This window comes from Peribacillus sp. GL_122, from assembly GCF_057835005.1.
This window is the reverse complement of the sequence record NZ_CM174415.1, coordinates 1,345,922-1,362,628: the sequence shown is the minus strand read 5'-3', so window position 1 is coordinate 1,362,628 and position 16,707 is coordinate 1,345,922. Positions and strand designations below refer to the sequence as shown.

15 protein-coding genes and 1 tRNA gene are annotated in these 16,707 nt (G+C 36.5%); 3 read left to right on the top strand and 13 right to left on the bottom strand.

Translation table 11 applies throughout. The features are described 5' to 3' along the window. Positions 1-150: 150 nt before the first annotated feature. On the bottom strand, positions 151-2,253 hold the full coding sequence (locus tag AC3ISB_RS06630) for a YhgE/Pip domain-containing protein (RefSeq protein ID WP_489275874.1): 2,103 nt from the start codon (positions 2,251-2,253) through the stop codon (positions 151-153). A gap of 299 nt (positions 2,254-2,552) precedes the next feature. On the opposite strand from AC3ISB_RS06630, the gene AC3ISB_RS06625 reads away from it, so the two are divergent. Continuing rightward, positions 2,553-3,245, top strand: a complete 693-nt coding sequence (locus tag AC3ISB_RS06625) for a DUF421 domain-containing protein (protein WP_489275872.1) — start codon at positions 2,553-2,555, stop codon at positions 3,243-3,245. Positions 3,246-3,395: 150 nt separating this feature from the next. On the opposite strand, the gene AC3ISB_RS06620 is transcribed toward AC3ISB_RS06625, so the two are convergent. From AC3ISB_RS06620 to AC3ISB_RS06590, 7 genes are all read right to left on the bottom strand, one after another. Beyond that, complete coding sequence (locus AC3ISB_RS06620) at positions 3,396-3,920, bottom strand: type 1 glutamine amidotransferase domain-containing protein (RefSeq protein ID WP_098371262.1); 525 nt, start codon at positions 3,918-3,920, stop codon at positions 3,396-3,398. Between the two features lie 108 nt (positions 3,921-4,028). After that, positions 4,029-4,766: a tRNA pseudouridine(38-40) synthase TruA gene (gene truA / locus AC3ISB_RS06615; protein ID WP_480339228.1), complete on the bottom strand. Its 738-nt coding sequence runs from the start codon at positions 4,764-4,766 to the stop codon at positions 4,029-4,031. A gap of 1,333 nt (positions 4,767-6,099) precedes the next feature. Then, positions 6,100-6,654: a GNAT family N-acetyltransferase gene (locus tag AC3ISB_RS06610; protein WP_480339229.1), complete on the bottom strand. Its 555-nt coding sequence runs from the start codon at positions 6,652-6,654 to the stop codon at positions 6,100-6,102. Positions 6,655-7,153: 499 nt separating this feature from the next. Next, positions 7,154-7,582 carry a hypothetical protein gene (locus AC3ISB_RS06605; RefSeq protein ID WP_098373422.1) on the bottom strand — a complete coding sequence of 143 codons (429 nt, stop codon included), beginning with the start codon at positions 7,580-7,582 and terminating at the stop codon, positions 7,154-7,156. A 408-nt stretch (positions 7,583-7,990) separates the two neighbouring features. Next, entirely contained in the window at positions 7,991-8,140 is a 150-nt protein-coding gene (locus tag AC3ISB_RS06600; protein ID WP_181762230.1) for a hypothetical protein, read from the bottom strand. A 507-nt stretch (positions 8,141-8,647) separates the two neighbouring features. Continuing rightward, positions 8,648-8,779, bottom strand: a complete 132-nt coding sequence (locus AC3ISB_RS06595) for a hypothetical protein (RefSeq protein ID WP_094246567.1) — start codon at positions 8,777-8,779, stop codon at positions 8,648-8,650. A 234-nt stretch (positions 8,780-9,013) separates the two neighbouring features. Further along, positions 9,014-10,444, bottom strand: coding sequence for an aminotransferase-like domain-containing protein (locus AC3ISB_RS06590; protein WP_489276873.1), 1,431 nt, complete (start codon positions 10,442-10,444; stop codon positions 9,014-9,016). 103 nt (positions 10,445-10,547) lie between these two features. Between AC3ISB_RS06590 and AC3ISB_RS06585 the strand changes: the two genes are divergently transcribed. Next, positions 10,548-11,492: a DMT family transporter gene (locus AC3ISB_RS06585; protein ID WP_480339230.1), complete on the top strand. Its 945-nt coding sequence runs from the start codon at positions 10,548-10,550 to the stop codon at positions 11,490-11,492. A gap of 352 nt (positions 11,493-11,844) precedes the next feature. Here AC3ISB_RS06585 and AC3ISB_RS06580 read toward each other — a convergent pair whose 3' ends face one another. The 4 genes from AC3ISB_RS06580 to AC3ISB_RS06565 all read right to left on the bottom strand — a co-directional run bounded on the left by AC3ISB_RS06580 (position 11,845) and on the right by AC3ISB_RS06565 (position 14,132). Next, positions 11,845-12,072: a histidine phosphatase family protein gene (locus tag AC3ISB_RS06580; protein WP_480339231.1), complete on the bottom strand. Its 228-nt coding sequence runs from the start codon at positions 12,070-12,072 to the stop codon at positions 11,845-11,847. Between the two features lie 784 nt (positions 12,073-12,856). Further along, a complete protein-coding gene (locus tag AC3ISB_RS06575) occupies positions 12,857-13,273 on the bottom strand; it encodes a hypothetical protein (protein WP_141993168.1) in 417 nt (138 codons plus the stop codon). 232 nt (positions 13,274-13,505) lie between these two features. Continuing rightward, positions 13,506-13,745: a hypothetical protein gene (locus AC3ISB_RS06570; protein WP_141993167.1), complete on the bottom strand. Its 240-nt coding sequence runs from the start codon at positions 13,743-13,745 to the stop codon at positions 13,506-13,508. A 315-nt stretch (positions 13,746-14,060) separates the two neighbouring features. Then, a tRNA-Val gene (locus AC3ISB_RS06565) sits at positions 14,061-14,132 on the bottom strand. A 1,765-nt stretch (positions 14,133-15,897) separates the two neighbouring features. Between AC3ISB_RS06565 and AC3ISB_RS06560 the strand changes: the two genes are divergently transcribed. After that, positions 15,898-16,119, top strand: coding sequence for a hypothetical protein (locus AC3ISB_RS06560; protein WP_076367067.1), 222 nt, complete (start codon positions 15,898-15,900; stop codon positions 16,117-16,119). Between the two features lie 17 nt (positions 16,120-16,136). Here the strand turns inward: AC3ISB_RS06560 and AC3ISB_RS06555 are convergent, their stop codons facing one another. Continuing rightward, positions 16,137-16,694 carry a phosphatidylglycerophosphatase A family protein gene (locus AC3ISB_RS06555; RefSeq protein ID WP_489275869.1) on the bottom strand — a complete coding sequence of 186 codons (558 nt, stop codon included), beginning with the start codon at positions 16,692-16,694 and terminating at the stop codon, positions 16,137-16,139. Between the last annotated feature and the right edge of the window lie 13 nt (positions 16,695-16,707).

The window sequence follows — 16,707 nt, the reverse complement described above, 5'->3', positions numbered from 1 at the left end:
ATTTATCGGTATCTTTCTATTCAACTGTCAATGTATTGATAAATATTCCAAACTTACACAAAAATACATACGGGCAAATTCCATTCAGCAAATAAAAAACCTGAGCCCTTTTAAGGGTTCAGGCTAATTTTAATATCCACTTTTATAACCTTAAAAAATCCTGCTTCCATACAATTTATCCTTCATTTTTTGTGTCCTTGCATGCAGAGGCTTTTTCAAAATGATACCTAATATGAGCGTGATTACTAAAAAGAGAATCAAGATAAAAATGTCCTTGCCAGCTACGCTCCATGTTATTCCCCCTACAGATTCACGAAGTAAACCCACAGCATAAGTGAATGGCAAGAAAGGGTTAATATGTTGAAAAAAGGGCGGTGTGACTTGAATAGGGAAAGTGCCGCCGGAACTTGATATTTGAAGGACCATCAAGACGACGCTTATCCCTTTTCCAACATTTCCAAGAACGGAAACGAAGGTGTAGACAATGAGTGTAAATACTGTACTTATCAGAACAGAAAACAGGATGTACTCAAATTTATCCGCTACATAAACACCGATAAGGATGATATTCCCAATGGAAACACTAAGAGCCTGCATTACCCCAATGATGAAAAATATAAGATACCTCCCGATATAAATTTGATACGGGCTGTAGACTTTTTGAGAAACACCCACGCTAAGCATGGAAATCAATATTGTACCGCCCACCCAAAGGGAAAGTGCCGTAAAGAAAGGGGACATGGCAGATCCATAGTTCGGAATCGGAAAGAGACTGTGCTTATTGAGCAGCACTGGTTCTGAAAAAAATTCACTTTCTTGTTCAATATCATTCCTTAGGAAATCGATCACTTCTTCCATATCATAAGACTTATCGATTTCCCTCATTTTAGAAGCTAGAGCCTTTATTTTCGTTTCGATTTCCGGAAACTTATTCATTAACTTATCGATATCCCCTGTACGTGTTTCCAATGTTCGATTGGTCTCATTCAACAGCGTCCTCACCTCAGGAAGAACCTTGGTTCCCTCCGCCATCGTGACCTGGACATTATTCAATATTGATTCCGTTTCGTTCCAGATTTCATTGAATTTTGGCCCTGTTTCCTTTGAATAACTTTCCTGGAAGCTTGCCAAAACTTGATCATTGGTCCCGCCAAGTTCGATAAGATTACCGTAAGCTCGGTCATTTAGCGCTTGAAGTTGGTTCGAAGTATTATCCCTTAATTCATCAACTATCTGTATTTCTGGCTGAAGCAAGTTTTTCCCATTAAATTGATTGACTCTCACCAATAAATTATACATACTGTCCAAAAGGTACAACTCTTTATTTATCCTCGTTACCCCTTGTTCCACTAGCAGATTCGACTCATTGTCAGGCAAATCCTGACCCGTTAACCGGTTCGCCAGTACTAAAACGGATTCATTATCGCTCCTGATATTCACAATATCATTTTTCAAAAGGGGATTGATTTCTTCGAATGCCTGCCTTGTTGAATCTACATAACTAGAAACGTCCGACACCAATTTGTCCTTCTGCGACGTTATTCCTTCTATTGAATCCAATCCATCATTGACCTTCTTAATGATATCTTCAGCCTTTTTAACATGTGTTTGAACGGTTTTAATATTTTGTTCAAGCTCAGGCAGTTGACCCTCTAATAAATACACCATATTCTTCATTTTTTGAATTGTCGGCAACTCGTTTTGAAGGGTGATTCCCAGTTCATTAAATATTGCAAGGATACTCCCACTGGCCGATTTGATAAAAGTTTTGCTCACATTGTCCACAATGCTGTTTGCACCCGCTGCCGTAATTTTAGGAGCAATGGAATTGATTTTTTCATTAACATAGTAATCAATCTCCGCCTTTTTAGGGTCATCGGTCATGATTGTCGCAATATGTTCGGAAAAGTTCTCGGGAATGATGATGGATGCATAATAATCCCCCTTTTCCACCTTAGCTTTCGCCTCTCTTTCCGAAGTGAATCTCCAGCCTAAATCCTTATTCTCCTTTAACCCCTCTATGACTTCCTTGCCTATGTTCACGGCTTCGCCATTTAACTCCGCAACTTTATCATTATTGGCAACACCGACAAGAATTCCTTCCGTATTTGCATACGGGTCCCAAGATGCGACAATATTAAACCATGCATAAATGGAAGGGATGAACATGAGAAAAACTACTACGATACAAACAAAGAAATTTTTATAAATGCTTTTTAAATCGTCAATGAAAATTTCCCGAATATTTCTCAAAACATACCCCCGTGCAAATGTATTTTGATACTATTATTCGAAGAAATTTCTTAATCGATACTAAGTAAACATATCCATGGATTTATTGAACCAAACAAAAAGAAGCAAGTATCGAACTACTTGCTTCTTTTTGTTTGATTAATTGTTCATGATCTATCGCACCCATTTAATCCATCTATCAATTTATGCTTGATGGATCCAAATTCAAAGACGGTTTTTTAGTTACAGAATAAACGGCAAGGTGCAAGAACATACTATCACAAACTAACTGCACGGAGTTTTGTAAGGGAGAAATAGTCATGTCAGACGCTGTTGAAATCATCTTTCGAACATTTACCTCTTTTATTTTGTTATGGGTATTTGTCCAGCTCCTCGGTAAACAGACAATTGCCCAGAGGACCTATCACCTTTATATCGCTTCAATTACGATGGGGACAATTGCAGGAAATCTGGCATTCAATATTAAAATTAAATTCCTGTATTTTATCATAGCAATTATTATTATGGGTACCGTCGTTTTTATGCTGAATCTTCTAGCGGTTCGAAATCCGCGCTTCGGGAAATGGATCGCTGGAGAACCTGCTACCTTAATTCAAAAAGGGAAGATTCTCGAAGAGTCAATGGAACGAATGGGGTATTCACTGGATTCTCTTAAACAGGCTTTGCGTGGAAAAGATGTCTTCAACATAGAAGAAGTCGAATATGCCATTTTAGAGATTAATGGCTCCCTCTCTGTATTAAAAAAAGAACAATACCAAAATGCCACCAAGCAGGATTTACCTTTACTGCCCTCTGCAGGAACTGTACCGATTGAACTGGTCTATGACGGGAAGATCTTATATGAAAACTTATCCAAACACACCTACGATGACGAATGGTTAATGGCTGAACTCAAAAAAAGAAACCTTGCTGTTTTTGACATCTCGTATGCTGTCGTAGGGACAAAAGGAAATTTGTATATTGATTTAATTAAGAATCAATCAAGGGAATAATCCATTGCATTTCAGCGAGAATCATAACTAAGATTAAAAAATATCATATCAATTTTTGTTAAATATATCGCATTCTGGGGTAATTGGATAGCAGGAATAATAAAAGTGGTTTTTCCAGAAGAAAAAACCACTTTTTCAGCCTATTATGAATTAACTCTTTTCAATCACGTTTATCAATTCCCTCAAATAATCCGGTAGATCAGGCGGACGCCTGCTTGATACAAGGTTACCATCTACGACGACGGGCTTATCTATCCAAGTCGCCCCCGCATTTTCCATATCATCTTTAATGCCCGGTGTACTCGTTACATTCTTCCCTTGTAAAATTTTAGCGGAGATCAACACCCAACCAGCATGACAAATTTGCCCGATGGGTTTTTTATTTTCTTCCATGCTTTGGATAAGTGATATCACTTCAGGAAACCGGCGAATTTTGTCAGGTGCCCATCCCCCCGGTACAAGAATGGCATCATATTCTTCAGCTTTAATACTGCCATACTCATAATCAGATATAGCTGGTACACCATATTTTCCAATATATGTTTCATTCGCCTTTTCTCCAGCAAGGTGAACAATCGCTCCTTCTTCTTTTAAACGTAAAATCGGATACCAGAGCTCTAAATCTTCAAATTCATGGTGCACAAGACTGATTATTTTCTTTCCTGCTAATCTCATGAAAATCTCTCCTTTTTCGTTCTATTCCCCTTTACCATTCTTCCCTATTACTTCCCTTTATCTACTGCCTATACACTTTACTCTTTAACCGATGCATCAATATTTGGTCTAAAAATCAACCTTTACCAAGTACAACCCAGCTGCCTCCGCCATACGGCCCGTTTGGATTCTTTCTTTTGACTCTAAAATGCTTGGTATATTTTCAGCATCTATTTCACCCAACCCAACTTCTATCAACGTCCCGACAATCTTTCTAACCATATTATAAAGAAATCCATCGCCTCGCACTGTAATTTGGATGAATCCGGCCTTTTCTTCTATATCAATGGAATATATTTCACGCACCATGGATTTTTTCTTAGACTTTGCATTTGAAAAAGCCGTGAAATCATGTTCACCTATAAAATGTTGACATGCTTTTTTCATTCTTGTGATATCCAGCTTTTTCTCTACATGCATACTGTATTTTCGCATGAAAGGATTTGTATATTGCTCGTTCCAGATCTTATACAAATAGGTTTTATCCTTAGCATTATAACGGGCATGAAAACGATCAGGAACTAGCCTAACCTCGACAATGCTGATATCTCTTGGTAAATACCTATTCAAATAATTCATGATTTCAGCTTCAGTCAGATTTTCACCAATCTTAAAATTGGCGATTTGAGCAAGGGCATGTACACCGGCATCCGTTCTGCTGCATCCGATGATCTCGATTTTTTCCCCCACCATTTCCGTTAATACATTTTCTATTTTTCCTTGAATCGTATCATCACTATTACCGAGTCGTTGCCAGCCTTTATAGCGACCGCCATCATATTGAATGGTCAATTTATAATTGTTCATTTCTTCCTCCTTATTTTATTACTGTATAGTCATCTAAACAGAAAATTCTTGATAAAATACAAGCCCCCATACAACTCCTGCTGTATGAGGGAACAGATGGTCTTTTCTTAGAAACACATTTAAATTGTTAAGTTGTTAAGGTTTTGTATCATAATGTAATGAGTTTTGTCCCTTTATCCCCTTACTTCCACAATTCTACAGTGAATGCAGTAAATGGAGTTCCATTTGGGAGCACCCACCGCTTAATGATTTATGTAAAGATCATAAATCTTATCTATGCCACTCAATAGTAAATCCTAACAATCAAAGTGAAATGCACTTCTGCATAGTGTACCAAAGTGAGTAACGTCATGCAACGAACGATTCACCGTCACGCGCAGTTTCTGTACAACTTTGTGCAATGCATAAACACACAGGAATAATAAATGGAAATTAAAAATAAAAAAGACCCAAACCCTTGTTATATCAAGGATTTGAGCCTTTGTTAGTTGATGACCTGTGAGGGATTCGAACCCACGACCCCTTCCCTGTCAATTTTGTTTCATATAATCAAACTGGTTTAACTGAATTAAATAGTGTAAAGAAGATTGATCTCTCAAGGTTTTGTAAGGTCTTTAAATCAGTCCAGTAAAATAAATTAAGCTAAATGAAATAATTATGTTAGCAGGTGGTCTGTAATAATTATCATTGTGACTAATCGTTTAATTTTCAAACCACTGACCAGTTAGGAAACCGGATATCATTACAGTTTAGTATTTTTTTATCGGAATGGAGCTCACTATTTGGATTACAAATAATAACATCTGTTCTGTCTTTTCCTGTGCTACTAAACTTAAATCAACTTGGTTAGTTTTTAACTCTTCTAAACTTTTGAGGATGCCTGCCTGAACAACAAACAATATGTGTGGACTTTAATTGACAACACAATGGGATGTTGATGGGTTTATCAATATTCATTGTGTAAAAAAGCTGCCTTAAAGACAGCTTCGATCTTCAGCTAACGCACCCGTTAGCCATCCATGAATCGCAAAAATCGGCGATTCACCACAAAGAATGAAAATGGTTAGGAAGTGTCAATACTGATACTGACCTTAATCCAGTCAACCCTAATCCATAGACTAATTAATTAACGCTCTCCTCTTTTTTTAAAAGATTGAGCAGAGTCTTCTTAAGTATTGTCATTTTTCCATTTTTAAAGAAACTTATTTTCATGGTAGTTCTATAAGAAAAGCGATTCTTATTAAAGAATCGCACCCTTTAACTGAATAAGAAGGGACTATATTTTATTGAGATTATCGTCAACAAATCTCTTCTTTTTATCTGTACAAGAACGCTAAGTTTCCAGGTTAGTAATTTTGCCGAAAAGTAATGCATCATAATACTTATCCTCTATAAAATAGTGGTCTTTTAATCGTCCTTCTAACTCATACTGGTTCTTTTCAAGTATCCGTGCAGAGCCAATATTGGCATGCACTACCATAGCATGGAGCTTATGAAGATTAAGTGATTTAAATGCAAAATCACTTATCAATGCAACAACCTCTGTTCCATACCCCTTATCCCAATGATGTTTATGCAACACATAACCAATTTCAGCTTGGTTTGCTTCTTGGTCAAAATTGAAAATTATGGCTGTTCCTATAATTGCTTGAGTTAATTTTTCAACAATGGAGGAATATAAATGAGTTCCTGCCGACTCACGTTTTAACATTATTTCAATGAACTGACGAGTTTCCTCCAAAGTACTCATCAAATTCCAGCCAATAAATCGTGAAACCTCTTGATCTGACGCATAATGATGTATCTCTTGAACATCCTCTATCCTTAGTGCTTTGAAGTAGATTTTTTCACCCTCTAATGAATGAAATAATTCAGCCTGCTTCTCCATTTTAACCTCCTCTAACTACGCTTTGTTAATGAACCTCCGATGGTAGCGAAAATGTCCCCAAATAAGGGTTAAATATCATCGCACTCATCTTAGTATATCCTTTCAAATAATTTTCCATATATATGTTTCAACTGTTTCCTCGGCAATCTGTCCTTTTAATGGAATAACATGACTGACGTTTTTATACAACTTTAATGTCACTTAACAGTATTCCTTATGGAACTATCCTGCCCCTTTAGTTCATTAAGAAAAGCGATACTTATTAAAGAATCGCTCCCGTATTAAAAAACATCTGAGACTTACGAAATGGATGAAAGAGAAAATGGAATTAAGGTTGAATATGTAAAAATAATCGCTATTTCGTATTTAAAGGAGCATCGGTTTCAATATCCTTTTTTGCTATAATATTTCGCGCTGAAAAATACACATGGAAACAGTGCGAAAGTATATGTTTTTCTCGCCAAACTCCCATTGAGGGAAGCCGTTATAGTTTCTCACCTCAGGGCTTTTCACTTATCTCTTTTCGTTCATGTAAAATTTCTTGAATGATTTCAATATGAACAAAAGCCCATGATTTTTCATGAAAATGAAGAAACACACTTATGGCAAGAATGGAAATATAAGTTAAAACAAAGACAACCCAAAGCAAACTCCCATCTTTGAAAAGGAAATCTTGTAATTGTTTTGAAAACAGAAAAAAAAGCCAAGGTCCAGAGGATATTATAATTGGAATGATTCCCGATCCATTTTTCTCTTTTATCATACAATAATAAATTTTTTTTAACGTATCGCTATCAATCGAACTATAAAAGTTTTGAATTTCTTCCACTTCTTTAAGTTTCTTCATACATTTGAAAGATCGGTCTTTGTATGAGACTTTTTTTAATTGAAGATAAATTTTATGAGCATCTCCACGTAATGAAAACATATGTCTAATCTTTTTACTCCTTCCAAAAAAACTCCTTACTAGAGGTTTTGTAATAATCCGTCTTTTTATTTTACAAATTATTGGTACTTCCCATGTAGCTAACCTTCCCGTTTGCCACCCATGAAGCGCAAAAATCAGCGCTTCACCACTGAGAATGAAAATGGCGAAAAACCTTTAATACTAATGCTAAGGCTGTGAGAGGAAGGTCGATAAACTATGTCATTAGAGCCCATTCGTTAGTCCTTTAGGTCCACAAGAAAACAAAGGTTGCCGCAGCAACCCTTGTTATTGAAGTAAAGCACCTGTTAGTTCTATAAGACTTATTGTTGAGATGACAAGTGAAGGAGGGAGTAGGATGGAGAAGATCATTAGAAAAGATAGAAAAACGCCCCAAAAAAGGCGTTCAATTTAATCATTTTTATTTATTTTACCGTCGTTCCCCTTGTCAATACCAGTAGCGTTATTAACTATTTGTGGAAACAAGTTTAACCCCTGATCTAAAGCATTCATTGAATCGGCTTTTTGGCCAAGTTTTTTTGATTTTTCTTGTTTTTTCATTTTTGTCGCCTCCTAAAATTAGGATTCGTAGTAAATCAAAAAATATTCCAAAGTGATTTTTAAATGATTATGTTGCACAGTTCGAATAAACTATTCTACTTTCTGCTAATGGACTTGATGTTGTCTGGTATTGGCCATTGGTTTGCTCCTTTATAAAGTTTGATTTCTGCGTAAAATAGATATTTTACGCAAAGGTTAATATAAATGGCCACACTCTCTTCCTTATCATAAATCTAGAGCTTATGTAAAATATGGTTTCAATAAGGAAGTAACTCTAAAACAAAAGGAAACTAAATTATATTTATAGAGATCACTTTTAATATTATATATTCTAACAAGGTGCATGGTCTTGAATACGACCTTCTTTTTCGAGTGATAAATCAATAAAGAGAACTGATGTCGATATATCAGTTCTCTAGTGAAATTTTTTTCTATATTCTTTATTTGTTATACGAGAAGAAATTTATAGTGGAATCAAAAAAAATCAGTCCCTACTGAACCTTCCCATTATTCTTTCTTATCATTATTCTCTTGGTTATTCTTTTCTGAAATTCGTCTTTGATTGGCTTTCGTCTCAGCATTCACATGGTTTGCATCATTTGGTTTATTTTTTTTAGAACCTCTTGCATCATTACTCATACTTATTCACCTCCCGCGGCAGCTTATATACGTATGTTAGCTTACTCTTGCCTCCAAATTTTATACGCCTCATCTGGATGTAGCACATCGCTAACTAGCATAAAGACATCCCGTACAGACCGCGGACAACATTATTTCAATCACACAAAAAGAGCAAACCCGTTTATAGTCCTCTCATGTAATGATTTAAAAATATCCCCATCAAACTTATATCCCTACGATGTCTTTCAAAAATCATTGTCGATATGCGGAATCACTATTTATCGTTTCAACAACCGTCATTAGTTTTTTCATGCCTGTTTGCAGCTGTATTTCGTTTGCATACGAAAAGCTCAGTCTAATCCACGATCTAAGGGCTTGATCTGGATCACATATAGATCCCGGCACGAAGGAAATGGACTGTTCCAAACAGGCATCAAGGAGCTTTTCAACTGAAATTTGTTCTGGAAGTTCCACCCACAAGTTTAATCCTCCTGATGGATCTGTCCATTTCCATGACGTTGCAGCCAGTTCATTTCTCATTACTTCTTTCCTTAAAAATAGAGCTGTTCGCAATTTCTCCAAGTGAATCTGCATTCGTTCCGAGAAAAAATAGTGCAGGAACATTTTTTGATTAATAAGGGCCGTCCCGTTGTCAGCAAGTGACTTTGAAGTAATCAAGTGGCTCATTAGCGGATGACGGCAAGCTACAGCTGCAACACGCAATCCAGGCGAAACGTATTTACTAAAGCTGCGGATATAGATAACATAGCCATCGGTATCATACGAATAAATCGGGAATGGAGGAGCCTTATCAAAATAAATATCCCTGAAAGGATCATCTTCAACGATGACACATTGATACTTTTCTGCAAGTTCCACCAGCTGTTTTCTTTGCAGAGCAGAAATGGTGCACCCTGTTGGATTATTGAAGGTTGGATTTGTATAGAAAAACCGCGGTTTATCTTTTTTTAAGATATGTTCTAGCTGATTCAGATCGTAACCGCACTGGCCAATCTCAATCCCAATAATACGCGCACCATATTGCCTGAAAATATCAATAGCTGAGCTGTATGTAGGCCTCTCAACTAATACTGTATCATTCGCCCTGAGCAGAACCTTTGCCACGAGATCAATGGCCTGTTGAGCACCTGAAGTAATTAACAGCTCATCAATCGGTGCAAAAAAATGGTGCGTCTTGTAAAAGTAGTCTGAAAGCGCTGTCCTCAATTCCTCATCCCCTTGAACAGTCGAATAGGTGCCAAGCACTTTGGGATAGAGGGTAAAAACCTTTTTGACATATTCAGATAAATAAGAATTCGGCAGGAGATTCGGATCAATAAGAGCTTGAGAGAATTGATAGTCAACAGCCACCTGATGGATCGATGACAACAGGTTGCTATAAGGATAGTCAGCGATTTCTGGCAGCTGAGATTCATTCAAAGAAAAAGATGGATCTTCAGGCTTAACAAAGTACCCTGATTTTTCCTTTGCGTATATCTTTTTATGTTCTTTTAGTAATTGATAAGCTCTTAGAACAGTCAACCGATTTACTTTCAGTTCCTCCGCCATTCTTCTTACAGAAGGCAGTTTCTCATGTTTCTTCCATTCTTTACGATCAATTTTGGCAAGAACCAAATCGTAAATCTGCTTATAAAGCTCTGAGGATTTTATCTTCACATGAATTCCCCCCAATATCAGTTTAGCACCAAGGTTTGCGATCTGTTCTACCTACAATGAATCTGTTCTATTTCCCGTCCTATATGATGAGTAGCAAGGAGGGATTTACATGATTATCTTTAACTATATTTGTATGTGCTTGATTTTTGGGACAACATTCCTGGCAATAAAAATAGGAGTAGACGAAGGGCTTCCTCCCTTTTTTTCAGCAGGGATCCGATTTTTCATGGCAGGAATCCTTCTATATTTAATGATGTCGCTGCGAAAAAAAGCAAATCTGGCTGTTCTTTTTTCTAAAGAATCATTCATCACAGGAAGTACGTTAACATTCGGAACGTTTGCTACGCTATATTGGGCGGAACAGTACGTTGCTTCCGGGGTTGGTGCTGTCCTGTCTGCAACGGGACCAATTATGATTTTGCTGATTCAAACAATGGTCTTGCACGTTAAGTTATCTATAAGAACGTTTGTAGGATGTGCAATCAGCTTGATTGGAGTGGCTCTGCTCCTTATGCCGAATCTGACTGTTTCCTACGATTCAATATGGCTGATCGCCTGCTTCCTTATTCTGCTTGGTCAAGTGGGTTATGCAGCAGGAACGATCTATTCCAAAAAGGTGTCAGAGCGTTTTTCAGGCACCTCACCTATTATGCTGAATGCTACTCAAATGATTTACGGCGGTGCATTGCTTCTGCTGCTGTCTTTGGCATCTGAGCAGATAAACATAGGAGATCTTGCAAATAAGAATGCAATAGGATCGATCGTGTACTTGACCGTTTTTGGCTCTATGATTGCCCATACCGTATACTATTGGCTTGTTTCAAAAACGGACCCGATATTTCCGTCCACATGGCTCTACATCTCCCCCATCATTGCCTTAGGACTTGGGAAGGTTTTGTATCAGGAAAAGATAACATGGCTCATGTTTTTCGGGGGAATCACGATCATTGCAGGATTAATTGTGATTAATTCTAAGGCCTTAATCACCCATTTTGCAAATAAGTGCCGTACTGATTCCGTTAAGAGTGAAAGTTACCGCGCTAATAAGACTTAATGTTCAAGTCTCACATTTTAAAAGCGTTAGAATCCTATTCATTCTAACGCTCTTTTTAAATGTATTTATTTGTTAGCCTTCCTCTCCAATTCAAGCAGCAAGGCTTTCCTTTGAATTCCCCCGTCATATCTCCAAGATCTCCATTAGCAGAAATAACTCTATGAAGAGAATAAGAGTGGATACCTAATTCGCTCCATTTGCTCGGGCAACTGCCCGAAGCCTAGGGGATGCATAAAAAAGGGGGGTAATACAATCTCTTAAACCAACGAGGTCGTTTATTAAATAGTGCCCCCCTCTTGTACACCTTTTTAAAATTTTTGTTATATCTCCTACAGAGCTTAAAAGTATCCTCTCAAAAAAATTTTCCTTCTTCAACTAAATTCCAGTTACATAAATTATAAAATAGCTTTACTCCGTATTCCACACGCAAAAACGGACTTGATATAATTCGGTCTATTTTTGTATTACTGAAGAATTCAACTAAATATTTCACTTGTTTTGACCCTTTTTCTGTTAATTGAGATTCCGAAGGTTGCCCTTGTGCTTCGCAATGTCTGACAATGTAAATCTGCTTATGCATAAGATCCTCCACCTAATTAGTAAATACTAGTTTCTATATCTGTCTGTAATTTTTCTTCTTGAACTAACCTTCCACGATAGTTCCATAAGAAAAAGAGCTGCCAAAGCAACTCTCTTATTGAAGTAAAGCACCTGTTAATTGAAGAAAGGTCATCAGTATTATCAAAAACTTAAACACCAAATATCACTGTTCCTAAAATCATATTTACAAAAGGAAATATTAATAAAACCGAATTTACAAAGATAGCACTAAGCGTCCCAATCTATGCGCATAACATTGACGGTTTCTGTTAATACCATCATATATAGCAAGAAATTGTTCTCGATTAAATTGCTTTAAGTTTGGTTGGATAAAAACATCGTAATTATGGTCTGCAGTATCGAAATTACTGCTATGAACAAATTGTTGGATGAGCAGGTCATAATACTTATCTACGCAATCGTTCTCTGTAGCCCACTTCAACAATATTCTCTTTCCTCTTCATCTAGTATAAGTTGTTCATTAAAACCTTTCTTCAGAAGTATGTTCAGTCCAGTGTATTTCTTTAGTCAAGTAATCGATATGCTTTTCCATGTTTTCTCTTAAAAATTGAGCACGAACTTTGAACTTGATTTTCTATTTGTTTATTCATCAAGCTTTCTAAGACAACTCCTCTTTCTCTGGGTCTTATCTTATTGGATATCAGTTTAATTTCTCACTCAAAGTCAGCTCCAGAGAGGTTCTCCAAGGAGGCTTATTTTTCTTGTTTTAGTTTAAAGTCGGGTCTCCATTTTCTAAGAGTACATTAATTTATTAGCATTTTATCTAATTCACGAACTTTATCATATGACTTCAATAGTTGTTCAGGTATTAATGTTCTCCCATAATCCCAAGCATTAGTTTCTATTTCAGATTTCAGCTTTTCTTTTTCTTCTTCGTGACCATACATTAAAATCCTTAAATCATGTTTGTTTTTCTTAAAATCTAAATAATAACCAATCATACGATAAAGAATAATTTTAACAAAGTCTTCCTCTGTCTCTTTAATTCTAATTTTCCCTTTATAACCGTTAACTTGAAGGTAATTGAATTTTATAGTATTGGTCGATACGTTATAACTCATAGGTGCACTTAGATTATTGTCAAATTCATAAATAATATCCAAATTGTGCTCATTTAATGTGTTATTAATTATCTTTTCGATATCGCTTATATAAAGCATTTAACTATCACTTCCCTTTTAAAGACTTACTTCATTATAGTAGTAGATTAAGTTATTCTTCCTTTATCAATATAATAAACTGTTGAGATATTAAAATCACACAGTTAAAAACAAAGGAAATATTTACTATATAATACTAAAGTGGAGGGTAAGTCCTACGAGAAGTGTGATTAATCCCCTAATAGGAAAGGAATTTGCTTTTAATTACTCTTCCATACTTTCCTCCTTCTATTTATTTCACTTTAAAACTTTCTATCATTGGTTGTAATTCTTCTTGATATTGTTCTACCATCATTTCTAGTGAAGGCATTGTATTATACTTTTCAAGCCAAGAAACGTAATGAAGTGCTACATTATGCGCAATATCAAAGTAGGGGACAGGTTCGTTGTAACCACTCTCTCTGTGAGCTGAAAATTTATCTCTGAAGTCTTTCATCGTTTGCCAATATTTTGCATAGTCTTCATGCGTCATGTTCAGAGCTTCCAATAAGTATTCCCGTGCATGGTATTTGGTAGTAAAGGTAATCCAACACATTATAGTAAAGTGGATTTTACCGGAGAATATGATTATGTACCTTTTAAAGAAAAGCCAAAAAGATGGTCTTCTTTTAACCTCCATCGTTAGCTGAATAAGCGATAGGCTTTGCCTTGCCTTGTCCTGTAATACGTTTAAATGCTGCTCTATCCGCCAACAATTGAGTAAATAATATATTATGAACTATATCTTTGAAAACAAAAAAAGGCCCAAACCCTTGTGATATCAAGAATTTGAGCCTTTGGTAGTTGATGACCTGTGAGGGATTCGAACCCACGACCCCTTCCCTGTCAAGGAAGTGCTCTCCCACTGAGCTAACAAGTCGTATGTAAATCAAGCCTTTTAGAGCTTGCTTTTAAAGCTTAATTAGTTGCTGACTTCTTTACTGGACAAGATTTATTATATAGTGGTATTCAAAATAAAACAAGTAGTTTTGCTAAAAAAGTTTTTATCGTAAAGTGGCCTGGGAAGTTAATCCTTGAAAGTTGCAAGCTTGTATGAATCAGTTCAACATTTAAACTATTACATCTTAATGAGTTCCCTATATCCGTTATCTCCAGATCTTCGTAAAGCAGCCCAATTGAGAAAGTATCTTTTCTTTGTAGTCCTTAGTCATACCATTGGGAGCTGCTGAGTACGGTCATTGTTTTAAGAACTTGTTCAAGATTCCCGAAAACCGTTTTTTTGAGCAAAGTCAAAGAAAAATATCGCATATACAGTCATTGTGCTTCTTATGACAACTATAACAATCATCCGGTTTCTTTTGATCACATTTCTTATTAAGATATGTGGTGTCTACAAAGGAATTACAATGTGAAATAGTATAATGATTCTTAATTATAATCGCCTTTTTCTTTTTTTATTTTCTGGTTATTTTATTCATTAAAAGAAAAGGTGTTTGTACAATATGGTACAAAAGTAAAAATAAATCTAACTAAAACAGCAAAAATCTACTGGTTTATATTCCGATATCAGGTAAGCTAGTTCATTAAGAAACGCTAAAGAAGAACACAATAAGTGGTCTCTTTTATTTGTTAAAAAACAACAATGAAAGTTAACAATTCCAATAAAAAAAAAGAATTGCTGACCCTAATTAGCTCCATCTCGCCTTTGGTCCCCCTTATTAGCCCCTACCTAGCATGTAATGACTCTTGAGACCCTTTTCAGTTTCACTAACCTGACGTACACAATGTTACCTTTGAGTGCTGTATTCGACGATCAATGTATTTATAAAATGGATATCCAAATGTCGCCAAAATTCCATTCGTTTACTGATGAGCAAAAATTTATTCTAAGAGACTAATAATAAGGAAGGATATTTGTGGATGTTAATCGTGGAAACAGATTCTCTCTTTTCCATCTGACAATGAGATGAGGTATAATGCACTTCAGTTTTGATTGATGAAGAGGCAGCTATTGTACTTCTGCGAGGACCGTTAGAAGAAAGGTCAGAAGGTGAAGAGCTTATAGAAGAAGTTACAAAACATTTACTACCCTTCACAATCCCGAACAAAGCGGGATGAATAGACGTTGACGGAGTACCCTTATAGAAAACCCTTGAGTATCCTTGGGGAAAGATATCTTTACTTGAGTCATTCCTTCTTCCTCAGTCCATTAAAAGGCTCTTTGCAACCAATGAGAGTTGTCTCCCTTAATCCTTCTATTTCTTTTTGAAAGCAAATCAAATCAACAAAAAATCACCTCCCCCTTCTTGGAATAGAAAGAAAAGTGATTCAGAAGTTTATTATTGGTAAAGTCGTTAAGGCTTGAACTAATAGTGTCGATACATGACAACTTCTCATCTCGTAAGCTTCATTAACTTGAAATCGATAGTCTTATGTAGAGTGAAACCCGACCAGCCTTCCCCGTCAAGGAAGTGATCTCCCCCTGAGCTAACTTGTCGTATGTAATGACTAATTAGTAAGGTACTTAAAGTATATAATTTGTCATTTTGTTAAAAATTCAACGCATTATATTAAAAAAGTTTTGCCCACCACAAAAAACGAACTAGCGTTCTCTTTTCACTTGCATATAAAACATTTGTTCGCATATAATGATAGCAAGCAAGTCAGCAAAGGAGTGACAGGGAATGAAATATATACTTCGTAAACATATGGAAGAAAATGCTCCATTGGAGATAATTTATCTCTCCGAACAAGGTAAGATTACGCAGCGGAAAATTCAGGTGCTTGAGATTTATCCAGGCCATATTCACGCATTCTGTTTTCTAAGGCAGACAAAACGGACATTTAAAGTGGCCAATATCCTTTCTGCCCGCCTCATTAAGGCCAGGTTTGACAGGTCTGGATGAAGATTGTTAATCAAGGTTCAACCTATTAACTCTTCTTCTTCCTGGATATCCTTTTCCTGTTCAGTTAACGATTCTTCTTCATCCCTCAGACGATGAGCTAACCTTGAGGCGGCACTCGCGGCAATGCTTGCAACGATATCATCCAGGAAGGTATGAACGATTCCTTCTTGCTTCTTATCAAGTTCGTGTATGACGCCTATTTTATTTTTATCTAAATGGCCAAAGGTCGTTACAGCAATGCTTCCGTAACCGAGTACTGCACCAAAGGCAATCGTTTCATCCACTCCGAATAGCCCTTCATCAGACTCAACAATCGATTGCAGGGGTTCTGATAGCTTTTTTTGCTCTGCCAGTTTATCCAGCTCCACACCGACTAAAATGGCATGTTGAATTTCCCTTTTCAACAGGACACGCTCAACGCTGTGGATGCATTCCTCCAGCTTAAGATCAGCTTTGTACGGGAACTGCAATTCATAAACGATTTTTGCAATTGCCTCCACACTGACACCACGATCTAATAATGTTCGTTTAGCCGCTTTTGTTACTTCCCTGCTGTGTACGTGTATATCTGCCATTTTATTCGCCACC